The sequence below is a fragment of the Shimia sp. R10_1 genome, assembly GCF_017744095.1.
Lineage (GTDB): Bacteria > Pseudomonadota > Alphaproteobacteria > Rhodobacterales > Rhodobacteraceae > Shimia.
This window is the reverse complement of the sequence record NZ_JAGHQX010000002.1, coordinates 223,104-246,213: the sequence shown is the minus strand read 5'-3', so window position 1 is coordinate 246,213 and position 23,110 is coordinate 223,104. Positions and strand designations below refer to the sequence as shown.

At 58.7% G+C, this 23,110-nt stretch carries 23 protein-coding genes; 7 read left to right on the top strand and 16 right to left on the bottom strand.

Features of this window, described 5'->3' with window-relative positions:
• Positions 1-13: 13 nt before the first annotated feature.
• Positions 14-1,132 (top strand): alanine dehydrogenase, encoded by a 1,119-nt coding sequence (gene ald / locus J7413_RS05655; RefSeq protein WP_209097095.1) that lies wholly within the window; start codon positions 14-16, stop codon positions 1,130-1,132.
• Here the strand turns inward: ald and J7413_RS05650 are convergent.
• The gene (locus J7413_RS05650; protein ID WP_209097094.1) at positions 1,069-2,004 is read right to left on the bottom strand and encodes a LysR family transcriptional regulator; all 936 of its coding nucleotides are present in this window, start codon (positions 2,002-2,004) and stop codon (positions 1,069-1,071) included. The genes ald and J7413_RS05650 overlap by 64 nt on opposite strands.
• A 101-nt stretch (positions 2,005-2,105) precedes the next feature.
• Between J7413_RS05650 and J7413_RS05645 the strand changes: the two genes are divergently transcribed.
• Entirely contained in the window at positions 2,106-2,387 is a 282-nt protein-coding gene (locus J7413_RS05645) for a DUF1330 domain-containing protein (protein WP_209097093.1), read from the top strand.
• A 99-nt stretch (positions 2,388-2,486) separates the two neighbouring features.
• On the opposite strand, the gene J7413_RS05640 is transcribed toward J7413_RS05645, so the two are convergent.
• The gene (locus J7413_RS05640) at positions 2,487-3,293 is read right to left on the bottom strand and encodes a mechanosensitive ion channel domain-containing protein (RefSeq protein ID WP_209097092.1); all 807 of its coding nucleotides are present in this window, start codon (positions 3,291-3,293) and stop codon (positions 2,487-2,489) included.
• A gap of 172 nt (positions 3,294-3,465) precedes the next feature.
• Here J7413_RS05640 and J7413_RS05635 point away from each other — a divergent pair, with 172 nt between their 5' ends.
• The gene (locus tag J7413_RS05635) at positions 3,466-4,170 is read left to right on the top strand and encodes a glutathione S-transferase N-terminal domain-containing protein (RefSeq protein WP_209097091.1); all 705 of its coding nucleotides are present in this window, start codon (positions 3,466-3,468) and stop codon (positions 4,168-4,170) included.
• 36 nt (positions 4,171-4,206) lie between these two features.
• On the opposite strand, the gene J7413_RS05630 is transcribed toward J7413_RS05635, so the two are convergent.
• The 12 genes from J7413_RS05630 to pyk all read right to left on the bottom strand — a co-directional run bounded on the left by J7413_RS05630 (position 4,207) and on the right by pyk (position 16,306).
• Entirely contained in the window at positions 4,207-4,653 is a 447-nt protein-coding gene (locus J7413_RS05630; protein WP_209097090.1) for a YtoQ family protein, read from the bottom strand.
• 78 nt (positions 4,654-4,731) lie between these two features.
• Positions 4,732-5,364 carry a class I SAM-dependent methyltransferase gene (locus J7413_RS05625; RefSeq protein ID WP_209097089.1) on the bottom strand — a complete coding sequence of 211 codons (633 nt, stop codon included), beginning with the start codon at positions 5,362-5,364 and terminating at the stop codon, positions 4,732-4,734.
• A gap of 131 nt (positions 5,365-5,495) precedes the next feature.
• Positions 5,496-7,895: a phenylalanine--tRNA ligase subunit beta gene (gene pheT, locus J7413_RS05620; protein ID WP_209097088.1), complete on the bottom strand. Its 2,400-nt coding sequence runs from the start codon at positions 7,893-7,895 to the stop codon at positions 5,496-5,498.
• 89 nt (positions 7,896-7,984) lie between these two features.
• Positions 7,985-8,803 (bottom strand): polyhydroxybutyrate depolymerase, encoded by an 819-nt coding sequence (locus J7413_RS05615; protein WP_209097087.1) that lies wholly within the window; start codon positions 8,801-8,803, stop codon positions 7,985-7,987.
• Between the two features lie 82 nt (positions 8,804-8,885).
• Positions 8,886-9,662, bottom strand: a complete 777-nt coding sequence (locus tag J7413_RS05610) for a gamma-glutamyl-gamma-aminobutyrate hydrolase family protein (protein WP_209097086.1) — start codon at positions 9,660-9,662, stop codon at positions 8,886-8,888.
• Positions 9,663-9,745: 83 nt separating this feature from the next.
• Positions 9,746-10,816 carry a phenylalanine--tRNA ligase subunit alpha gene (gene pheS, locus J7413_RS05605; protein ID WP_209097085.1) on the bottom strand — a complete coding sequence of 357 codons (1,071 nt, stop codon included), beginning with the start codon at positions 10,814-10,816 and terminating at the stop codon, positions 9,746-9,748.
• Positions 10,817-10,923: 107 nt separating this feature from the next.
• On the bottom strand, positions 10,924-12,465 hold the full coding sequence (locus J7413_RS05600) for an alanine/glycine:cation symporter family protein (protein WP_247743347.1): 1,542 nt from the start codon (positions 12,463-12,465) through the stop codon (positions 10,924-10,926).
• Positions 12,466-12,588: 123 nt separating this feature from the next.
• Entirely contained in the window at positions 12,589-13,647 is a 1,059-nt protein-coding gene (locus J7413_RS05595) for a Hint domain-containing protein (RefSeq protein WP_209097084.1), read from the bottom strand.
• Between the two features lie 242 nt (positions 13,648-13,889).
• Entirely contained in the window at positions 13,890-14,255 is a 366-nt protein-coding gene (rplT, locus tag J7413_RS05590) for a 50S ribosomal protein L20 (protein ID WP_209097083.1), read from the bottom strand.
• A 14-nt stretch (positions 14,256-14,269) separates the two neighbouring features.
• Positions 14,270-14,470 carry a 50S ribosomal protein L35 gene (rpmI, locus tag J7413_RS05585; protein ID WP_058241085.1) on the bottom strand — a complete coding sequence of 67 codons (201 nt, stop codon included), beginning with the start codon at positions 14,468-14,470 and terminating at the stop codon, positions 14,270-14,272.
• A 136-nt stretch (positions 14,471-14,606) separates the two neighbouring features.
• Entirely contained in the window at positions 14,607-14,831 is a 225-nt protein-coding gene (locus J7413_RS05580) for a hypothetical protein (protein WP_209097082.1), read from the bottom strand.
• A 29-nt stretch (positions 14,832-14,860) separates the two neighbouring features.
• The gene (pyk, locus tag J7413_RS05575) at positions 14,861-16,306 is read right to left on the bottom strand and encodes a pyruvate kinase (RefSeq protein WP_209097081.1); all 1,446 of its coding nucleotides are present in this window, start codon (positions 16,304-16,306) and stop codon (positions 14,861-14,863) included.
• A gap of 169 nt (positions 16,307-16,475) precedes the next feature.
• Here pyk and J7413_RS05570 point away from each other — a divergent pair, with 169 nt between their 5' ends.
• The 3 genes from J7413_RS05570 (at position 16,476) to J7413_RS05560 (ending at position 17,934) form a co-directional block, all read left to right on the top strand.
• Positions 16,476-17,219 carry an N-formylglutamate amidohydrolase gene (locus J7413_RS05570; RefSeq protein WP_209097080.1) on the top strand — a complete coding sequence of 248 codons (744 nt, stop codon included), beginning with the start codon at positions 16,476-16,478 and terminating at the stop codon, positions 17,217-17,219.
• Positions 17,220-17,312: 93 nt separating this feature from the next.
• A complete protein-coding gene (locus tag J7413_RS05565; protein WP_209097079.1) occupies positions 17,313-17,552 on the top strand; it encodes a DUF6868 family protein in 240 nt (79 codons plus the stop codon).
• A 64-nt stretch (positions 17,553-17,616) separates the two neighbouring features.
• Positions 17,617-17,934, top strand: coding sequence for a DUF1244 domain-containing protein (locus J7413_RS05560; RefSeq protein ID WP_209097078.1), 318 nt, complete (start codon positions 17,617-17,619; stop codon positions 17,932-17,934).
• A 43-nt stretch (positions 17,935-17,977) separates the two neighbouring features.
• On the opposite strand, the gene J7413_RS05555 is transcribed toward J7413_RS05560, so the two are convergent.
• Together J7413_RS05555 and J7413_RS05550 are read right to left on the bottom strand one after the other, a co-directional pair.
• A complete protein-coding gene (locus tag J7413_RS05555) occupies positions 17,978-18,745 on the bottom strand; it encodes an FCD domain-containing protein (RefSeq protein WP_209097077.1) in 768 nt (255 codons plus the stop codon).
• Between the two features lie 91 nt (positions 18,746-18,836).
• A complete protein-coding gene (locus tag J7413_RS05550) occupies positions 18,837-19,307 on the bottom strand; it encodes a GNAT family N-acetyltransferase (RefSeq protein WP_209097076.1) in 471 nt (156 codons plus the stop codon).
• Between the two features lie 336 nt (positions 19,308-19,643).
• Between J7413_RS05550 and smc the strand changes: the two genes are divergently transcribed.
• Positions 19,644-23,099: a chromosome segregation protein SMC gene (smc, locus tag J7413_RS05545; RefSeq protein WP_209097075.1), complete on the top strand. Its 3,456-nt coding sequence runs from the start codon at positions 19,644-19,646 to the stop codon at positions 23,097-23,099.
• The last annotated feature ends 11 nt before the right edge of the window (positions 23,100-23,110 follow it).

Here is a 23,110-nt window from a genome sequence, read left to right as displayed (position 1 = left end):
AGGAGTGAAACCCATGAAAATCGGATGCCCCACCGAAATCAAACCTCAGGAGTTCCGGGTCGGCATGACGCCGGATGCCGCCCGCGAGGCCGTGGCCCATGGTCACGAGGTGATCATTCAGGTGGGGGCTGGCACTGGTGCTGGTTTCTCTGACGACGATTATCGCGCAGCAGGCGCGGTGTTGCTGGATACCGCCGAAGAAATCTTCGCCACAGCGGATATGATCGTGAAAGTGAAAGAGCCTCAGGCGGTAGAGCGCAAGATGCTGCGCGAAGGCCAGTTGCTCTTTACCTATCTGCATTTGGCACCGGATCCCGAGCAAACCAAAGATCTTTTGGAAAGCGGCTGCACGGCCATTGCCTACGAAACCGTCACCGACGCGCATGGTGGTCTGCCGCTTCTCGCGCCGATGTCTGAAGTGGCCGGACGACTTGCACCGCAGGTTGGCGCATGGACTTTGCAGAAGGCCAACGGTGGCCGTGGCGTCTTGATGGGCGGCGTGCCCGGTGTGGCCCCGGCCAAAGTCGTGGTGATTGGCGGCGGTGTCGTGGGCACCCATGCGGCCAAAATCGCCGCGGGCATGGGCGCAGATGTCACTGTGCTGGACCGCTCCCTCAATCGCCTGAAGTATCTGGACGATGTGTTTGGCGACCGTTTCAAGAACCAGTATTCCACCGCAGGTGCCACTGCCGAGCTGGTGCGTGAGGCCGACATGGTGATTGGTGCCGTTCTGATCCCCGGCGCAGCGGCCCCAAAACTTGTTTCGCGGGCGCAGCTTTCAGAGATGAAGCCGGGTGCGGCATTGGTAGACGTGGCGATTGATCAGGGTGGGTGCTTTGAAACATCTCGCGCCACCACCCATGCGGACCCGATCTATGAGGTCGACGGAATCATGCACTACTGTGTGGCAAACATGCCGGGCGCAGTGGCACGCACCTCCACTCAGGCGCTGGGCAATGCCACATTGCCCTTCCTTCTGAATCTTGCGGACAAAGGTTGGAAGCAGGCGTGTGAAGAGGATCCGCACTTGCTCAATGGTCTGAACGTGCATGCGGGCAAGTTGACCTATTATGCCGTGGGCAAGGCGCTGGGTTTGGATGTGATTTCCCCGTCGCTTGCGCTGAAATCCTGAGGGCATGCCCCTTCAAACAGCGGCTGGAGCGCTTTCAGCCGCTGGGTGACAAACCGTGTGAATACGCGGACCCGCGGCACCTGCCGTAAATCACTGTGGGTCAGCACCCAAAGCGGAACTTGGGAAAAGAGCGGCAATCCGGGCACACGCGCCAGCGCCGGGTCGCTGTCCCCAAGAAAACAGGCCATGCGCGTTGCGCCAATCCCAGCGCGCACGGCCCCGACGGCGGCGGCCATATCATCCACAGTCAGCCGCGTGCGCAAATTCGGACGCAGCGCCTTGATGGCCTCTGGTGGCCCAGGCCAATGCGCAAAGCGGATCCAGTCCAGCGCTGCCGCACCGCCCGCATCACGGGCCAGCAGGGCGTGGTTTGCGAATACCGCACCCTTCTGTTCAAAAAGCCGCACACCCACCAGTGTTTCGGGCGGTGACTTGGCAAAGCGAATGGCCACATCTGCGTCTCGCTGCGCAAGGTTGACCGTTTCGTTTGTGGCCACAAGCGAGAGTTCAATGTCGGGGTGCTCCGCGATGAAATCCGCCAGTATCGGGGACAGGACGCGCGCGATCAAAAGCTCTGGTGCGGTGACTTTCAGCGCACCGCGAATGGTTGTGTCCCGCGCCGCAATCTGCCGACTCAGCCCGCGTTCCACATCCTGCATGGCTTCCGCAGCACGCACCGCTTCCCAGCCTGCCTCCGTCGGGACATAGCCGCTGGGCAGGCGCTCAAACAGGCGTGCGCCGAGCGTGGTTTCGGCGGCAGAGATGCGCCGCGCAACCGTGGCGTGATTGACCCCAAGGGCGCGCGCGGCCCCGCTGGTGCCCCCTTGGCGCGCGGTTTCCAGAACAAATTTTAGATCATCCCAGTTGCTCATAGGGTGATCATAAATGCACAGAGAGGTTGCATCAATGATCATTTCTTCACACACTCAGTGCCCCTAGGTAGAAGGTAACCCAACCCTATGGAGACATGAAAATGACTGCCTACGCATTTGTGAATCTGACAATCACCAACCCGGATAGCTTTGAGGCCTATCGTGAAAAGGCAGGGCTTGCGCTCAAGAAACATGGCGCTGCGCCGTTGCATGTGTCCAAAGAGGCCGAAGTGATCGAAGGCGGGGACGCTGCGCCAACCGTGAGTGTCCTTCTCACATTCCCAGATCGCGCCGCCGCCAAGGCCTGGATTGAAGATCCCGAATTCGCAGAAGTCCACGCGCTGCGCCGTGGGTCCGGATTCTCCAACATCATTCTGATGTAGAGCACCAGACTTTGGCAGAATGTACCGAACCATTTGTAGATCGGACAATAAAGGCGCCCAAACAGGCGCCTTTTTTCGTTTTCTACCGGATGCTTGGGCTCAAGCCTCGCGCTTGATTTCAACCGTATGTGGGTAAGGGATCGAAATGCCATCTTTGTCAAAGGCTTCCTTGATCGCTTGCGTGAGGGCAAACTTCAGCTCCCAGTAGTCCTCCGCCTTACACCAGACGCGCATGGTGATGTCTACCGAGCTGTCCCCCAGATTGGTCACCCGCGCCCAGCCTTCCGGATCTCTCAGAACCCGCTCATCTGCATAGGCAGTGTCGATGATGATCTTCTTGGCTTTTTCTGCGTCATCTCCGTAGTCGATGCCAAACACCACATCCACGCGGCGGGTGTCATGTGCAGAGAAGTTGGTGATGATCGAGCCCCAGGCCTGTCCGTTTGGGATGATGATCTGCACGTTGTCCGGTGTGACCATTTCGGTGACAAACAGGTTCAGATCCACCACAGTGCCAGCGGTGCCGCCCACATCCACATATTGTCCGATCTTGTAGGGGCGGAAGAGGATCAGCATGAAACCGGCTGCCAGATCACTCAATGTGCCCTGCATCGCAAGACCAATCGCGAGGGTGGCCGCACCCAGCATGGCCACCAGCGAAGTTGCCTCAATCCCGAAGATGCCGAGGATCGCAACCAACACCATCAGCAGGATCACCCAGCGCACAATGCTCGCAGCGAAATTGCCCAATGTCTGGTCGATTTCAGGCGTCTTGTTCACGCGGTTGCGCACCATGCGACTGACCGATCCAGCCACCATCCACCCGATGACCAGAACCACCAGTGCCTTCACGGCAGACACAATCAACGGCGCAAACCCCTGTGCGCCTTCCACAATCGCTTCCATGTAATCACTCTCTATTTGGTCAATTTAGCAGGAATTTTAACTTTAAAGACGGGGGGCTGCGCAAGCCTAATCCCCCAAATGTCCAGATTGTACCGCTGTCGCATGCTTTGGGCGCTGGTGTCACGCTGAATTCAGCTTATTTATCCTCTTAGTCTCAGAACAGGAGCCCCCTATGACATCCATCACCGACCATCCGATCAATCGACGCTGGGCCGCCGCAGACTCCAGCATTTTGCAGCTGTATTCTTTCCCCACCCCCAATGGGGTGAAGGTGTCGATCATGCTCGAAGAGATCGGGCTGCCATATGAGGCCCACCTCGTCACATTGAGCGATGCGGATGTCAGAAGCCCGGAGTTTCTCGCGCTCAATCCCAACAACAAGATCCCTGCGATCATTGACCCCTATGGGCCAGATGGTGAAACCGTTAGCCTGTTTGAAAGCGGTGCAATCCTGATTTATCTGGCGGAGAAATCCGGCAAGCTTATTGGCGCCACTCCCGCAGAAAAATATGAGGCCATTCAATGGGTGATGTTCCAGATGGGCGGTGTTGGCCCAATGCTCGGGCAGCTTGGCTACTTCACCAAATTCGCCGGGTCTGAAATCGAAGACCCGCGCCCGCGTGAACGATATCAGAACGAGGCCAAACGCTTGCTTGCTGTGCTGGAGAAGCAACTCGAAGGCCGTGATTGGATCACGGGCAGCTATTCCATTGCCGATATTGCCATTGCCCCGTGGCTTAACGCGCTTGAGTATTATCAGACCAAAGAACTGGTCGGCTGGACCGATCTGCCCAATGTGAACGCCTATCTTGAGCGTTTTCTGGCCCGGCCAGCCGTGCAAAAGGGGATAAACACGCCGTCCCGGCCTGAGGCTTAAAAAGAAAAGGGGGCGCTTGGCCCCCTTTATTGCATCCTATGGCAGAGCGCTGGTCTGTACGTAGCGCAGGATGTCCACCACCTGTTTGGGCTCTTCGGCCACAGCCAAAGCCGCGGCATGCACCTCTTTCAGAGCGTGCTGTTGATCTGGCATCGACAAAACGATGATGGATTTGCCCAGTGCCGCCGCATATCCGGCGTCAAAGGCCGCGTTCCATTGGCGGTATTTCTCACCAAAACGCACCACCACCACATCGGCATCTTCAATGCCTTTGCGCGTGCGGATCGCGTTCACCATCGCGCCTTTATGGTCGTGCCAATATTTGTTGTCTTCCGCGCCCAAAATGGCCACGCCGCAATCATCCGATGCGCCATGATCTGTCACCGGGCTGTTGAAAGTGACATTCAGATCTGCGGCGCCCGTGATGATCTGTTCTCGCCAGTCGGTGTGGATTTCGCCGGACAGGTAAACATTCAAGCTCATGGGGGTATCCTCTCTTGCTTGGCCTTCGAAATAAAGCTGCAGGTTGCGCAGGCCAATCGCAAAAGCCGCGAAACTGTTTCAGATTTTACGTGCGACCACATAACGGCTGGGGGGCGATGCGGGGAAATTCCCGCTTTCGATAATCTCAAAGCCAGCGGCTGTCACGGCTGCGTCCAGCTCTTCGACCGACATAAAGCGGACGGGCGGCGCTTTGCCCAGCAGCTGTGCAAGCGGCAGCGCCAGTTTGATCAGCGTCAGTTTCCAAGAGCCGACCTTGCCTTTCAGACAGGGCGTTTTGGAGATGAACAGCCCGCCATGTTTTACACGCGCTGCGACGGCTGCCAGATCACCGTCTGGATCGTCCAACAGATGGATCAGGTTGTGGGCCAAGATCACATCAAAGGGACCTTCTGGTGCGGTCTGTGCGGTGGCTTTCTGCAGCGTGACATTGGAGGCACCAGCCTCCGCCGCGCGACGGCGGCCCACCTCCAGCATACCCTCTGATATATCCGTGGCGATGAATTCTGCCACCGCATCCGCCAGCTTGATGGCGGTGGTGCCGGTGCCACAGCCCAACTCCAGCGCGGTGTCTGTGTCTTTCAGATAAGAACGCGTGCGCCCCAAAGTGTGCTCATATGCTGTCTCATTGCGGATCGGAGATTTGGCATATTTTTCCGCAATCCCGTCCCAGAACTTGGCGATATCCTTCATGACACTCTCCTCTGATTGTCACATTGGTGCCGCGCCTCTTGCAGGGATGCAATCAAAAACGGGTTGCATAAAAAACGCGCCCGCAAGAGGGATCTCTGCGGGCGCGTGACATGGGGTTTGACCGAGCTTTGTCAGCCGCGCAGCGTGCCGCCGGTGGCTTTGCTGACTTTCTCGACGATCTTCGTCGCCACGGCCTCGATATCGGCTTCTTTCAGCGTCTTGTCGGTGGGCTGCAGGCGCACGGTGATTGCGAGGGATTTCTTGCCTTCACCCAACGCGCCGCCAATGAACTCGTCAAAGACACGCACGTTTTCAATCAGCGCTTTGTCTGCACCCGCCGCAGCATTCACCAGTGTCAGGGCTTCGACGTCCGCATCCACCACAAAGGCAAAGTCGCGTTCCACCGCCTGAAGGTCAGACATGGTCACAGCACCTTTGGAGGCGGATTTTTTACGGGGCAGTGGGATTTCCGTGATGTGGATCGCAAAGGCCACAACCGGGCCCTTAACGTTCAGCGCATCCAGCACCTTCGGGTGAATCTCACCAAAGGCACCGAGTATTTTCTTTGGCCCCAGACCCACCTTGGCGCTGCGTCCCGGATGCCACCAACCATTCACACCACGATTGTAGGTCAGCTTTGCAGGCGCTCCGAGCGCTTCCATCACCGCTTCCATATCCGCCTTGGCGTCATAGATATCCACGCCACGGCTTTCGCCATGAATGTCTTTGCCAACGGTGCGGCCCACCAGAATCCCGGTCAGCAGGTTTTCCTGCTCACCCGGCTCGCCACCATGGAACACGGCACCACATTCAAATAGCGCCATATCCATGAAACCACGTGCCTGGTTGCGGGCGGCGGCCTGCAGCAGACCCGGCAGCAGGGACGGGCGCATGTGGCTCATCTCGCTGGAGATCGGGTTTTCCAGCATGGTCGCATCGCTACCGCCACCAAACAGCTCTGCCGCCGCTTTGTCGATGAAGCTGTAGGTCACACACTCGTTGTAGCCAAGGCTCGCGGTGGTGCGGCGTGCGATCTGTTCGCGCTTCTGCATGGGCGACAGGATCTGCTCTGGCAGACCTGCGGTGGCGCGCGGCATGGGCTTGCCTTCCAGCTTGGTCAGCGAGGCAATTCGCGCCACCTCTTCGACCAGATCAGCAGAGCCACGCACATCCGGGCGCCAGCTCGGCACATGGGCCATGTCACCTTCGATGGTGAAACCAAGCGCTTCCAAAGTGGCGCGCTGGGTTTCTGCCGGGATTTCCATACCAACAAGAGACTGCACACGATCTGTGTCGAGCTTATAGGCACGCGCCACATCTGGCACGGTGCCAGCGGTCACAACCTCAGACGGCTCACCGCCGCACAGCTCGACGATCATCTGGGTCGCGTCATCCAACGCCTGCATATTGTAAGCCGGATCAATGCCGCGCTCGTTGCGATAACGCGCATCGGTGTTGATCTTCAGACCACGGCCTGTGTAGGCGATCTGTACGTGATCCCACACCGCCGCTTCGAGGAAAACGTTGGTGGTCTCATCCGTACAACCGGTGGGCAGGCCACCCATGATGCCGCCGATGGATTCCACGCCTTCGTCATCAGAAATCACCACCATGCCGGGGCCGAAGGTGTATTCTTTTTCATCCAGCCCCATCAGGGTCTCGCCGCCTTGGGTGCGGTGCACACGCAGGTTGCCTTTGACCTTGTCCGCGTCAAACACATGCAGCGGGCGATTGCGGTCAAAGGTGAAGAAGTTGGTGATGTCCACCAGCGCGGAAATCGGGCGCAGGCCGATGGCCTTCAGGCGGTCCTGCAACCATTGCGGGGAGGGGCCGTTTTTCACGCCTTTGATCAGACGCCCGCCAAAGACCTCACAGCCATCGGTGGCTGCGTCTTCGTCAATGGTGACAGTGATCGGGCTGGCGTAGCTGCCGGTGATCTCTGCGGTTTTGGCAGGCTTCATCTTGCCCAGCCCGCGTGCCGCGAGATCAAGTGCAATGCCGCGCACACCCAGCGCATCGGGGCGGTTCGGCGTGATCGCGATTTCAATCACCGTGTCCACTTTGGATGGATCGTTTGCCGCCAGCCAGTCGATGAACTTGTCACCCACCTCACCGGACGGCAGCTCAATGATGCCATCATGCTCGTCAGACAGTTCCAGCTCGCGCTCAGAGGCCATCATGCCGTAACTTTCCACGCCACGGATCTTGCCCACGCTGATGGTGATGTCGAGGCCGGGAATATACATACCCGGCTTGCACACCACCACGGTGATGCCTTCGCGCGCGTTGGGCGCGCCACAGATGATCTGCAGTTCGCCTTCATCGGTTTCCACCTTACAGACGCGCAGTTTGTCGGCATCCGGGTGTTTCTCGGCGTGCACCACTTTGCCCAGCGTGAAATCGGCCAACCGCTCTGCTGGGTTGAACACATCTTCTACCTCAAGGCCGAGGTCGGTGAGCGCCTCAACAATCTCATCGACGCTTGCGTCGGTCTCTAGGTGGTCTTTCAGCCAAGAAAGCGTGAATTTCATCTGTCCGGTGTCCTATGGCAAGCCATGTTTGTTGCAGCAGGCAATGACAAAGATTGCCCTTATGTGCAAGCCTTGCTGCAAATGCAGGTCTACGGATAGCTCGGAGCGAGGCCCAAAAGCTCGTCCAGCTGCCGGCCAATCCACCCGTGAGGGATGAAATGCCCGCCCGGATGCAGATCCAATGTCACATCGCCCCGCGCGCAGTCCCATGTGGTGCGGCTGAGAGTCAGAAAGCTGCGCACCTGCCAGTCGCCTTGATCCGTCCCTGTCGCCGCGCAGTCCAAGGCGCGCCGCCACAGCGCGACGGGATAGGTGGTGTCTCCTTCCGGTCCCATGGGGAAATCCATCACTGTGTCCGCCAGCCCATGCACATGGCGCACCTCTGCCGGGGCCTCTGCACAGACCTCGCTTTGATCAATGCTGCCTGCAATGGCCAGAAGCGCGGCCACATCCTCACCGCTGGCGCAGGCATAGCGCCACGCCATGGCAGACCCAAAAGAATAGCCGGAGACATAGATTTTTTCCGCATCCACCGGATAGCGCAGCGCCACGTCTTCCAGAACCGCATCTGCAAATGGCACATCGCGGGAGCCTGCACGCCAGAAACTCCAGCTGTTGCCCAGCCCGTTCGGCGTCACCAGCAGCACGCCGCGCCGTTTGGTGGAGGCACCGACCCGTTCAGAGCGCTGTGGGTGGATGCCATTGCGGGACCAGCCATGAAAATGCAGCAGAACAGGCAAGGGGCTCTCCCCGTCCCAACCCTCAGGTTCCATCACATGATAAGAGCGCTCCCCCAGCGGGCAGGCCACTGCGTCGCCGCAAGGCTCTAACGAGGCTTTCCAAGGGCCCATGGCGACAGCGGGGGTGGCCGCCAAAGTGGCAGCACATATGAAGGCAAGATATCTCATGGCGCAGACACTACCTAAGGCAGAGGCGCTGTCATGTCACATGTTTGTGGGCGGGTTTGACCTTTGCCAGACCTGTTTTAAGTCAGGCGGCCTTGCTGATATAATCCAGCCAGTTGGACAGCTCGCGCATGCGCATCTGTGGGGTCAAATCCTCGGGCCGCGCCCCCAGACGTCGCGCCGCATCCGCATCGCTGTCAGCGGACAACAGATCCGGCACCATGGCGGCGTGGTCCTCTTTCAGATGTAGGGCATTGGCAATTCGGCCCACATCCAGCGCTGCCATTTCCGGGTGATACTGCACGCCCCAGAAATCCACACCGTTTTTCTGATATGCGATGGCCTGCACCTCGGAATGCCCGTTTGACGCCAGCACCACCGCGCCTTCGGGCAGACGGATCACCTCATGGGAATGCACACAGGGGCTGGCAAGGCCACAGCTGCGGCCTGCAAACATCGGGTGCGTTTTGCCTGCGTCGGTGAAGGTCACGCCGGAGGCGAGGCCAAATTCCAACCCATTTGGCGAATCGTTCACATGGCCGCCCAGTACCGAGGCCGCGAGTTGCATGCCGTTGCACGATCCCCAGACCGGCAGGCCAGTGGCAAAGGCCATCTCCATCGCGTCCCGCAATGGTGCCGCGCGCTCATCACAGGTGGTCCAAGCCACCCCGGAGCCGGTGAACACAATGCCGTCCACGCCATCAAACACATTTGCTGAGAGCGGGGCGGCGTACGGGGCCACCACCCGCAGCTCCGCCTGTGGGATGAGCGCCTGAAAGGCCTTCAGGAAATAAGAGGATGCAGACCGGCTTTGTGCCAAAAGATCGGTGGAGTTGCTTTCAACAATAAGGAGGCGTGTCACGGTAGGCTCGTTAGGTGCTGTGAAGTCTGCAAGAATGGAAAGAGCGCCCGCAGGCGCTCTAACGTCATAAGTGTGGGGTGTTCTTAGCGGTTCAAACCGCCGTGCAGTGTTGGCTGATCCAGCGAGGCAAAGCCGTAGTGGCGCAGCCAGCGCAGGTCGCTGTCAAAGAAAGCGCGCAGATCGGGGATGCCGTATTTCAGCATCGCCAGACGGTCGATGCCGATGCCAAAAGCAAAGCCCTGATATTCGTTTGGATCAATGCCGCCCGCTTCGAGTACCTTGGGGTGCACCATGCCGGAGCCCAGTACTTCGAGCCAATCGTCGCCTTCGCCCACCTTCACCGTGCCGCCTTCCCAGCTGCACTGAATGTCCACCTCGGCGGAAGGCTCCGTGAACGGGAAGTGCGACGCGCGGAAGCGGGTTTTCACCTCTGTGCCAAAGAAGGCAGAGAAGAATTCTTCCAGCACCCACTTGAGGTTCGCCATGGAGATGTCGCGGCCCAAAGCCAGCCCTTCGACCTGATGGAACATCGGCGTGTGGGTCTGGTCATAGTCCGCACGGTACACACGACCGGGGCAGATGATGCGGATCGGTGCGCCGGTTTTCTCCATCGAGCGGATCTGCACTGGGCTGGTGTGGGTACGCAGCACATGCGGCGCGCGCTCGTCCCCTTCGGCGCGATGGGTGTAGAACGTGTCCATCTCGGCACGGGCCGGATGGTGGCCAGGAATGTTCAGCGCATCAAAGTTGTACCAGTCGGTTTCGATCTGCGGCCCTTCGGCCACGGCGAAGCCCATGTCGGCAAAGATCGCGGTGACCTCTTCGGTCACTTGGCTGATCGGGTGAATTGTGCCCACACGGCGGTTGCGCGCCGGCAGGGTCACATCCAGCCATTCTGTTGCAAGACGTGCATCCAGCGCCGCATCCGCCAGCGCCACTTTCTTGGCGGCGAGGGCAGAGTTGATCTCGTTCTTCAGCGCGTTCAGCGCCGGGCCGGCCACCTGACGCTCTTCTGGGGTCATCTTGCCCAGCTCGCGCATTTTCAGGCTGACTTCGCCCTTTTTGCCCACGGCCTGCAGGCGCAGCTCTTCCAGAGCGGCTTCATCCGCAGCGGCGGCAATGGCGTCGATGTATTTGATGCGCAGATCGTCCATGACAGGGCTGTCCCAAGTGAAGAAATTACCGCAGACCTCCTACCACAAGGTCTGTTGATTGCAAGCGTCGAGGCACAGGGCCCCCGCAGGGGCCCCGGCCTAAAGCGTTATTTCCAGATCTCAGCGTCCACACCACGCGCGATCTTTGCGTGGTCAGAAATGCTGAAGTTCGGCGTTTTACCGGCCTTGCGCTGGGTTTGGTAGTCACGCGCAACCCGCGCCACCACCGGCGACAACAGCGCAAGCGCCACAAGATTGAACAGCGCCATGATCCCGATGGCCATATCTGCCGCGTTAAACACCACGGCCACAGACTGGCCCGCACCCCAGAATACAAACAACATCACGCCAACGCGCAGCAAGGTCAGTTGCTTTTTTTCTGCCTGGTTGAGGAACGCCATGCCGCTTTCGGCATATCCGTAGCAGGCGATGATGGTGGTGAATGCAAACAACAACACTGCGATGGCGATAAAGTAGGTGCCAAATGGGCCAAGGAAAGCCGCCGCTGCCTGTTGGGTCATGGCGATGCCTTCCAAAGCGTTGCCCTCTGCATCAACCATTTTATGTGCGCCTGATACAATGATCATCACCGCTGTCGCGGTGCACACAAGAATGGTGTCGATAAACACACCAAACGCCTGCACGAAACCTTGAGAGGCAGGGTGATTTGGCACCGGTGTTGCCGCCGCGGCGATGTTTGGGGCAGAGCCCATGCCTGCTTCGTTTGAGAACAGGCCACGTTTCACTCCGTTGAGAAGGGCCGCGGTCATGCCACCAGCCGCACCGCCCGCCGCTTCTTCAAGGCCGAAGGCGCCGCGTATGATTTGTGCCAACACGCTTGGGATTTCTGTGAAATTGGTTGCGAGAATATACAGCGCGACCAGCATGTACGCCCCGGCCATGAGCGGCACCAGAAGTTCGGCAACACGTGTGATGGAACGGATGCCCCCAAAGATGACCATCCCGGTGGCGGCGGCAATCACCAACCCCGTCGCGGTTTTCGGGATTTCGAAGGCTTCATTCATGGCCTGTGCAATTGAGTTGGATTGCACCGCGTTGACCACAAGGCCGAAGGCATAGATCAGGAAGAACGAAAAGATGATGCCAAGCCAGCGCATATTCAGGCCGCGGGCAATGTAAAACGCGGGGCCGCCACGATAGGTGCCGCCAGGGCCGCGCGTTTTGTATAGCTGAGCGAGCGTTGATTCTGAAAAGGAAGTGGCCATGCCCACCAGCGCGACGATCCACATCCAGAAAATCGCACCAGGACCACCGAGGGAGATTGCAACGGCCACACCGGCGAGGTTGCCCGTGCCGATACGTGATGCGAGGCTGACCGACAGCGCCTGAAATGGCGAAATACCTGCGCCATCATTCTCCCGAGACGCCACCGTCAGGCGCAATTGATCGCGAAAGCTTGTAAACTGCACGAACCGCAGGCGGACCGTGAAGAACAGACCTGCCCCGATAAGAAGGTACATCAACAGATACCCCCAAAGCACCCCATTGGTGGTGTTCACAGCGGTTTCCAGCATCGGAACGAGCGTGTCTGTAAAAGAGGCGAAGACACCTCCGGTCTCGGCGGCGTGGGCAGTGGTTTCCATGATCGTCCTGTGTCGTTGGCGCAGCGTCGCTGCGGGGTCGAGCATGTAGATCTGCGGCCCGACTCAAATTTCGGCGCCTCCTTACCTCTGTCGCCAGGTGGGGGGAATGGGGATCCCCTCACTTTGCGTTGTTTTTTTGCTCAAAAGGGCGGATGAGCGGGTAGAAAATCAACCGGAGCGTACCAAAAGCGGCCCTAAGCTCGCTTTAGACGTCGGATGGCTGTTGCGGCCATAGACATGAACCTCTGTTGCCAATTCGGGAAAATGGGCAAACATTTCGGCACGGCCCGCTTGCGCGCAATAGGCTTCAGGCTCTGCGTCTGGGTGGAAACATTGGCTCAGCACCCCGTCGCCGCTGACGATCTGCGGGGCGTCAAAGGCAAGGTGATAATAGGTGATCTGGTCGCTCGGGCCGATGCGGACGTCACAGTTGTCGACAAGTGCCTTGGCTGGCATCAGGATCTCCGTTTCCCCATAAATCAGTTCTGCGCGCCATCCAGTCAGCAGCACCAGATGATCGGGGGCGACAAGATGCGGCCTGAAGGCGCCAAAGGTGTCGTGGGCGATCTGAACAGGCGCAAACTGACCCCGCGCTGGCAGCGTGCGTTTGCCGATCCACTGTAGGGGTTGAAGTGCGTTGTCGCGGGTCCAAATCTGGTCCCCCGCCTTAAGGGTTTCGATCAGTTGAAAGCCCACTGCAGTGCGAATCCGCGTGCCCGCGCCAAAGCATGCCAAGCCGCCCGTTGTGCGTATTTTTGCAATTGGCGGCGTTGGGAGATCGGGCTGATCAGGTATCTCAAGTGCAGGCGCAGCCCAAGCAGTGCGCGCTGCGGCGCGCGAAGAAATCGCGCCAGCCGCCGCGCCATCGACCGCCTCAATTGGGATGCTGTTGCTGCGCGTGTCAACAAAGCAAACGACGCGCCCGGATATCAGATCGGTCAGCGCAACGGCTGAGACACGTCTGCGACGGTCATCGGGGGCAAACAACACAGGAAACCGCGATGCGGAGATCACATAGCATTGCTTGTTTGAGTTTGGCGGCGTCGACGACAGCACGCCGCTCTCCGTCAGTGCGATCTCTGTCCGTGCGGTGCCATCTGTTTGGTAGCAGGACACAATGAAACTTGCCGCGTTTTCTGTGTGATCCAAGACCACTTCAATAAAATCTTCGACCCCGGCTGGGTGAACCAAGTCATTTGAAAAATGCAGCTCGATGATACGCGCCATGTTAACTTCCAGATACCAATACGCTTGCGGCAACACACGCCACGAGGGCAATCTTGGGGGTGAAATGGTAAACAATTGGTAATTCGTTTTTCTTTTGTTCTGATTTGTTCTCCTAAGATATTTGATATGTTCCTGTTTTTTTCATGTGGAAACGTGGCGCCACGTCCTTGATCGTGGGATCTGACAAGCAAAAAGGCCCGGAACTTGCGTTCCGAGCCTTTTCAAATTGCTGTCGCTTTGGCTTATGCAGCCAGTGCGGCTTTCGCTTGATCCACGATCGCGGTGAACGCTTCGGGCTCATGCACGGCCAGGTCGGCCAGAACCTTACGGTCCACTTCGATACCAGCCAATGTCAGGCCGTTGATGAAGCGGGAATATGTCAGTGCTTCGTCGTGTGCGCGCACAGCAGCGTTGATACGCTGGATCCAGAGCGCACGGAAATTACGCTTCCGGTTCTTACGGTCACGAGTTGCGTACTGGTTCGCCTTGTCGACGGCCTGACGTGCGACCTTGAAGGTATTTTTACGACGGCCGTAATAGCCTTTTGCGGCCTTAACGACTTTTTTGTGACGGGCGTGGGTTACGGTACCACCTTTAACGCGGGACATATATCAATCTCCTCTTAGCGGTCGTAGGGCATGAAGCCCTTGACGATCTTGGCGTCCGGTGCGGACAGCGTTGTGGTGCCGCGTGCGTCACGCAGGAATTTGTTGGTGCGTTTGATCATGCCGTGGCGCTTACCGGCTTGGCCGGCTTTCACTTTGCCAGAGGCAGTGACCTTAAAGCGCTTTTTTGCGCTCGACTTGGTCTTCATCTTAGGCATTTCCGTCTCCTTTGTATTCGGTCGGTGACAAACGCGACTCGGCATGCCATCCAGCCGGTCGCGCGAATAGAGGCGCCGTATAGAGCGGCTCTGACTTTGGTGCAAGGGGGAATTCGCTGATTTGGCGCGGAAAACCTCAGTGCAGGATATCGGCAATCACGCGCACCACAACATCTGGTAAACCAAGCAGGCTGTAGCGCTCCGGATGAAGCAGTATCGTCGTGGCGATGCCAGCAGCACACAGTACGAACATCGCAAAGGGTACTTTGGGCAAACGATTGTCCGCATAAGCGGAAATCATGGCTGGGATGGCAAACACCCCAACCACAAGTGCGATGGTGATCAGATAATCGGTGATCATTTTTTGGCCCGGTTGATTGCCGGCTGACGCTACTCTGAATCGACGTTGAAGATCAAACGCTCGTCACAGGGCGAAACGCGCAGAATGTTCGTTGTGCCCGGTACGTTGAAGGGCAAGCCTGCCGTGACGACGATCTGATCGCTTTCCTGCGCATAGCCCAGATCACGCGCGGCGCGAGCCGACGCCACAACCGCCATTTTAAAGCGGCTGACGTTAGATGTGATCACGCAGTTGGTGCCCCAGCTCAGTGCCAGACGTCGCGCGGTTCCCCGCAGGCTGGTCATGGCGATGATCGGCACGCGTGGACGTTCCCGTGCAATCAGCAGGGCAGTCGTTCCAGATTGGCTGAAACAGCAAATCGCAGCCACCTGTGTGGTTTCTGCAATCTCCCGTGCCGCGGCCACAATCGCATCCGCCACACCTGTGCGCGGCTGCGTGCGGCTCGCCTCGATGATTTCGCGGTAGGTCGGGTCGTTTTCTACCTCGACGGCCACGTTGTTCATCGTGGTCACCGCCTCAATTGGATAGTCGCCTGCCGCAGATTCAGCAGACAGCATGATGGCGTCAGACCCTTCATAGATCGCGGTCGCAACGTCAGAGATCTCTGCGCGGGTTGGCATCGGGCTTTCGATCATGCTTTCCAGCATCTGCGTCGCAACGATCACCGGTTTCGCAACATGGCGGCATTTGCGCACCAGGCGCTTCTGGATCGGGGGCACCGCACTGACGGGCAACTCAACACCCAGGTCGCCGCGCGCAACCATGATCCCGTCAGACACCGCCAGAATATCGTCAAAGGCTTCGACAGCAGCGGGCTTTTCAATCTTCGACAGAATGGCCGCACGCCCTTGGGCCAGCTCCCGTGCTTCTGTCACATCTTCAGGGCGCTGCACAAAGGACAGCGCCAGCCAGTCCACGCCCAGTCCACAGACAAATTCCAGATCATCGCGGTCTTTGTCTGAAAGCGCGGCCAGCGGCAGCACCACATCCGGCACATTCACGCCTTTGCGGTTGGAGATCGTGCCCCCTGTGGTCACGACACAATTGGCAAAGTCATCGCCGCAGTCTTCGACTTGCAGGCGGATTTTACCGTCATTCACCAAAAGGTTCGCGCCAGGCTTCAGCGCTGCAAAAATTTCAGGATGTGGCAGGCAGACGCGATTGATGTCGCCTTCAGCTTTGTCCAGATCAAGACGGAACTTGGCCCCATCTTCCAGATCTTCTGCACCATTGGCAAAAACACCCACACGAAGCTTCGGTCCCTGCAGGTCCGCCAGAATGGCAATCGGGCTTTGCAGGTCCTTTTCCACCTGCCGGATAATGCGGTGCTTTTCGCGGATTTCCTCGTGGCTGCCGTGGCTCATATTGAGACGGAACACATCTGCACCCGCTTCATGCAAAGCGCGGATCATGTCGTAGGTTTCAGAGGCAGGGCCCAAAGTGGCCACGATTTTCACGTTTCTCAGTCGTCTCATGATCGGTCTTTCTTTGCTTTGCCTGCCCAGCGGCAGGCGGTCTCACCCATCTGGCAAGTCTCGCGCTTTGCGCTACCTGTTAACGCTAACAAATGCAAGTTTTACCTCCGGCGGAATTCCCTTTTGCCTTGAATTCTCTTAACTCTCAGCAAAAAGCAATGACAGACCCATGACATATACTCCGTTTTCCACATTTGGCGAAGACCGCACCGCGCGCTGGCTGATCACATGTGATCATGCCTCCAACCACGTGCCCAGCGACATTGCAGGGGGTGACCTCGGCCTGCCCGCCGAAGATATGGCGCGTCACATTGCCTATGATGTCGGTGCGCGGGGCACCTCGATGCGCCTTGGGGAGCTCTTGGATGCACCTGTCATCTGCACCAACTTTTCGCGCCTGTGTATCGATCCAAATCGCGGCTTGGACGACCCGACATTGGTGATGCGCCTTTATGATGGCACCATCATTCCCGGCAATCGCGATGTGGATGAAGGGGAAATTGCACGCCGGGTGGCCACGCACTACAGGCCATATCACGACGCTCTGGAGGCCCTCGCGGCAGGGCGGCAGGCGCCGATTATCATTGCCCTGCATAGTTTTTCTCCGCAGCTCAAAGGGCGCGCGCCACGGCCTTGGGAAATTGGCGTGCTGCACGCCAAGCCAGAAGACCGTTTTGGCCACGCGCTGTTGAGCCGCCTGTCTCGTGAACAGGATCTGACCGTAGGCGACAATGAGCCCTATGATGGCGATCTGCCCGGTGACAGCATTGATCAGCATGCCTTGCAGCCACAGCGCCTGAATGCGCTGATCGAACTGCGCAACGATGAAATCGAGACCGAAGCACAGCAAAACGCATGGGCGGAACGTCTCGCCACACTGCTGCAGGACACACTCACGGAAAGCGGGTTGTAGCGCAGATTGTATCTGTGCCTCTTCCTTGCGTCAGAGCGCTGAGGCCACCATATATTGTGTGACCCACAAGCACTGCCGAAAAGGAGGCTGAACATGACCCATGACATGCTCACAAGTTTTTTTGGATGGATGTCGGTCATCCATATTGGCGTGCTGTTGGCGGCGTCCTTGGCCATTTTCGGGATGCAGGGCAAGGTGGCTGCAATCCATGCGCGCTTAACCGGTGTGTCCCACGACAGGTTGCCCGCGCTCTATTTTCAGTGGCTTGGCACCTACAAACTGTTGATCTTCGTATTTGCGCTGGTGCCTTGGATCGCGTTGAAATTGCTGTGAGTGTATTGTCGCCCATGTGTGGGCTTGCTACGCCATAAACAAAATATGCTCTGAGGAGAGTGACATGGACGAACAGACCCAAATCGAACTTGAGGCTGCGGCCTTCCGCACATTGCGTGCACATCTGATGGAAAAGCGCACCGATGTTCAGAACATCGACATGATGAATCTGGCTGGCTTCTGCCGCAATTGTCTGTCGCGCTGGTATCAGGAAGCCGCCAATGAGCGTGGCATCGAGATGGGCAAAGACGAAGCGCGCGAGATTTTCTACGGCATGACAATGGCGGAGTGGAAAGCCAACTATCAGACCGAGGCCAGCGCCGCCCAGCAGAAAGACTTCGAAAAGTCCTTTGCTGAAAACGTCGGCGACGAGACCAAGTAAGACGGCCTGATTGGGCGCTGGCAAAGCCGCTGGGGGAGGGTCCTTAGCGGCTTAATTCATGCTCATAGCGCTGTTTTGCAATCTCTTCGTTCTGGGCAGATTTCTTGTAGTTCGACAGGGCCGACTCCACATAATCCAGATGCGCAATCACCGCATTGCGTGATCCCTGCGCATCTCGTGCTTGAAGCGCTGAGTTGATGGCGCGGTGTTGTTCCAGCAGCTCACCGCGTGTGGTGCGCTGTTTGAACATGATCATCCGATTGTAGAACACGCCTTCGCGCAGCAGCTGATACATTGAACGCATCATATGCAGCATGATCACATTGTGGCTCGCCTCAATGATGGCGAGATGGAAATCCGCATCCAGTTGCGCCTCATCGGTCGGATTCCGCTTGGGGTGGGCGGCTTCCATCTTGTCAAACACCGCCTGAATGACCTGCAAATCCGTGTCGGAGGCAAATGTTGCCGCCCGCTCCGCTGCCAGACCTTCCATGTCCCGGCGAAAGGCGATGTAGTCAAACACCGCCTCATCATGCGCGGAAAAAAGCTGCACAAGCGCGTCAGAAAAAGCGCTGCCCAAGACGTCCGCCACAAAAATGCCCGCCCCGGCTTTGGAGGTCAGCAACCCCTTGTCCTGCAAGGTGGCAATGGCTTCCCGCAGGCTGGGACGGGAGACGCCCAGACGGTCGCTCAATTCCCGTTCTGCTGGAAGCCGTTCTCCGGGTCGCAAAATCCCGCGTAAAATCAAAAGCTCGATCTGACGCACGACTGAGGTGGAGAGTTTTTCCGGTTGAACCTTCTGAAACGGCATGGCTTTCCTTTCGCTCAAAATGAGCGCATCAAACTGGTCAGGTAATTTGACCACGCCGCGCGACGGAGGGCAAGCCCTGCCGCGTCTCCCGTCAATCGAGTGTTTTTGTCATAAAGATAGAAGAGCTGTTGGCTTCATAATCGCCGAACGGTCCGCAATCGACAAACCCATGGGCCCGATACAGGCTGTGCGCCTCTTTCAGCTTGTCGCCGGTTTCAAGTTTGATCTCTGCCAAACCCTGCGCGCGCGCCGCTGCATCCAGGTGCTGCATGAGCTTGTGGGAAATGCCTTTGCCGCGTGCTGCGGGATCCACAAACATGGATTTGATCTCGCCATACGCCCCTTTGTTGGCCAGTGCGACACATCCAAGCGTTGTGTCTCCTTCCTTGGCCACCAGAAAGCGGATGGAGGGGATGCACAGCTCGTCAATCGAAAGGTAGTGGTTTTCTTCTTCTGAAAACAACTGCTGCATCAGCGCATGACTGGCCTGCAACAGCGCAGTGGCCTGTGGCTCGCGCGGATCGCCCGCAACCACGTCTATGCCGTTCGACTTCTGTGACATTATGTACTCTCCCCTCACGTGTCTCACCATCTATCTGGCAGTGGACGGCAAGGCTGTCCAGCACTGTGCAAATCTACGGCCCAAAACATGTCACCCTAGGACAGCACTGCGCACAAAGCGCACAGGATGTCAGCACGTGCGGCGAAGGCGGTGCTGCGCTTGGGAGGGATGGGCAGCTGTGTTTCAACCTCTGTGTCTCGGAGGTGTGTCGATATCTTGTGGATAAGTCTGCCTGCTTCGCCATATCCTGTGGTTTGCCGTTGACTCAACGCCACAAGCCTCTGCAGACTCCTTGAAACCATAGGAATCACCCCAGAAACAAGGACCGCAGAGCATTTGCGCTTCTCCAAACTCAGACTGACCGGCTTCAAAAGCTTCGTGGACCCCACCGATCTGATCATCGCTGATGGTCTCACTGGTGTTGTCGGGCCCAATGGCTGCGGCAAGTCCAATCTGCTGGAGGCGCTGCGCTGGGTCATGGGGGAAAACCGTCCCAAAGCCATGCGCGGTGGGGGTATGGAAGACGTGATTTTTGCCGGGGCCGCCACGCGGCCTGCGCGCAACTTCGCAGAAGTTTCGTTGCAGATCGACAACTCCGAACGTCTTGCGCCAGCCGGATTTAACGATGATGACGCGCTCGACATCGTGCGCCGCATCACCCGCGATGTGGGCAGCGCCTATAAGGTGAACACCAAAGACGTGCGCGCCCGCGATGTGCAGATGCTCTTTGCCGATGCCTCCACCGGGGCGCATTCCCCCGCATTGGTGCGTCAGGGCCAGATTGCTGAGCTGATCAATTCCAAACCCAAAGCGCGCCGCCGCATTCTGGAAGAGGCGGCAGGGATTTCCGGTCTCTATCAGCGTCGCCATGAGGCGGAGTTGAAGCTCAAAGGCGCCGAAACCAACCTTGCGCGGGTTGATGACGTGATCGAGCAATTGGCAAATCAACTGAGCCAACTCGCCCGGCAGGCCCGCCAGGCGGCACGCTACCGCGCGATCGGGGATGAGCTGCGTCAGGCAGAGGGTCTGTTGCTCTATCGGCGCTGGCGTGAGGCGGATGATGCGCGCGCCAAAGCGGATGATGAGTTGCGAGAACGCACCACACAGGCCAGTCAGGCCGAGGTCGCGGCCCGCACTGCAGCCAAAGAGCGTGTTGCCTGCGATGATGTGGTGCCCGGAAAGCGCGAAGAAGAGGCCATTGCCTCCGCGGTCCTGCAACGTCTGCAAGTGCAGCGCGACAGCCTGAACGATCAGGAAGCCCACGCGCTGCAGATCATCGAAACCCTGAAAAACCGCATCCTGCAACTGAGCCGGGATATGGAGCGCGAGGCGGGCCTGAACCGCGATGCGGGTGACACCATCGAGCGGCTGGAGTGGGAACAGCGGGAGTTGGCCAAAGCCAGCGAAGGTCACGCCGAAAAGCTTGAGTCTGCTTCAGATGAAGCCTGCGAAGCCGCCAGTGTGCTGCAGGAACGTGAGGCAGAGCTGTCTCAGCTCACCGAAGACGTGGCCCGCCTCGCAGCGCGCCATCAGTCGGCACAGCGCTTGCTGCATGACAGCCAGAAGACCCAAGACAAAAGCGAAGCTGAAGCCGCCCGTGCCCGTGATGCGGTGGCCGAGTCCAAAGAAACACTGAGCCGCGCCGCCGAAGAGCTGGAGCTCGCCCGTGAGGCCGAAGTAGAAGCGATTGAAGCCGCGCAAGATGCCGAGGAGCGTCTGGCCGAAGTTGAAGAAGAGCGGGCAGACACCCAATCACGCGAAGCAGATGCCCGCGCCGAACGCTCCGAGGCCGAAGGCGAGTTGAACGCCTTGCGCGCAGAAACCACGGCCCTGGCCAAACTTGTGGAGCGTGACACCGCCGAAGGTGGGCAAATCCTTGATCGTCTGCAGGTGCAACAGGGCTTTGAAAAAGCGCTGGGCGCGGCGCTGGCCGATGATCTGCGTGCCCCGGAAGTCGAAGAAGATGGCCCATCGGGCTGGTTTGTGCTGCCGCCCTACGAAGCGCTGCAACCTCTGCCCGAAGGCGTGACATCTCTGGCGGAACATGTCTCCGTGCCCGAGGTGCTTGAGCGCCGCATGAGTCAGGTCGGCCTTGTCTCCAACGAGGATGCGCTGCGCTTGCAGCCGCTTTTGCAACCTGGTCAGCGCCTTGTGTCACTGGAGGGCGATCTTTGGCGCTGGGACGGCTATCGCGCCTGGGCCGAAGATGCGCCAAGCGCCGCAGCGCTGCGTCTGCAACAACTCAACCGGCTGGAAGAGCTCAAACAGGCGATGGCCAGCGCCACCGCGCGTACCGATGGTGCGGTAGGCGCTCATGAGGCTTTGCAAAATCGCTTGCGCGAACTCTCTGATATCGATCAGGCCGCACGCGAGGCCCGCCGTGCTGCGGATCGGGCCGTGGCGGATGCCAACCGTGCCCTGAGCCGCGCAGAGGCGGATCGCAATTTGGCCGAAGGCAGGCTCGAAAGCCTTGGTCTTGCGGTCACACGCCACGAAGAAGAGGCCATGACAGCCCGCGCGCAGGTCAATGAAGCAGAGCGCGCTCTGGCCGATCTGGGTGATCTGGATGCGGCGCGTCAGGATGTGGAAGATATCAAAATGACGGTTGAGGCCGCCCGCATCATGATGATGTCGCGCCGCTCCGCCCATGACGAATTGCGCCGCGAAGGCGAGGCCCGCCTCAAACGCTCACAGGAAGTGATCAAAGAGATCAGCGGCTGGCGCCACCGTCTGGACACCGCCGAGAAACGCATCAGCGAGCTGGCGGAACGCAAAGAGACCTCTGAGGAAGAACTGATTGAAGCGGGGGCCGCGCCAGAAGAGATCGCCGCCAAACGCGAAGAACTCTCTGACGCGATCGAGACCGCTGAGGAGCGCCGCCGCATCGCCGCCGATGCGCTGGCCGAGGCAGAAACAGCCTTGCGCACCGCTGAGCACGCCGAACGCGATGCGGAACGCGCGGCGAGTGAGGCCCGAGAGGCCCGAGCGCGGTCTGAGGCCCGCGCCGATGCCGCACGTGAAACCGTGGCCTACGCTGCAGAGCGCATTCGCGAAGATCAGGATGTGACACCCGCCGCCCTGCTCGAACGGCTAGCGGTAGATACGGACAAGATGCCCGACGCAGGGGAGATCGAAGCTGACGTGAACCGCTTGAAACGTCAGCGTGATAGCCTTGGCGCGGTCAACCTACGGGCTGAGGAAGACGCCAAAGAGGTACAGGAAGAGCATGACGCGCTGACCAGCGAGAAAACCGATCTCGAAGCGGCGATCAGCACTCTGCGCAGTGGCATTGCCAGCCTCAATAAAGAGGGACGCGAACGCCTGCTGACAGCCTTTGAACAGGTCAACAGCAACTTCTCGCTCCTGTTCCGCCACCTGTTTGGCGGCGGCGAGGCCAATCTGGTGCTTGTGGAAAGTGACGACCCGCTTGAGGCTGGACTTGAAATCATGTGTCAGCCACCAGGCAAGAAACTCTCCACGCTTTCCTTGCTCTCGGGTGGGGAGCAGACCCTCACCGCCATGGCACTGATTTTTGCGGTGTTCTTGGCCAATCCGGCCCCGATCTGTGTGCTGGATGAGGTCGACGCCCCTCTGGACGATGCCAACGTCACGCGTTTCTGTGACCTGCTTGATGAAATGTGCCGCCGCACCAATACACGGTTTTTGATCATCACCCACCACGCCGTCACTATGGCGCGTATGGACCGCCTGTTTGGCGTGACCATGGTGGAGCAGGGGGTGAGCCAGCTGGTGTCGGTTGATCTCAAGGCGGCGGAGACTCTGGTCGCGTAAGGGGGAGGGGC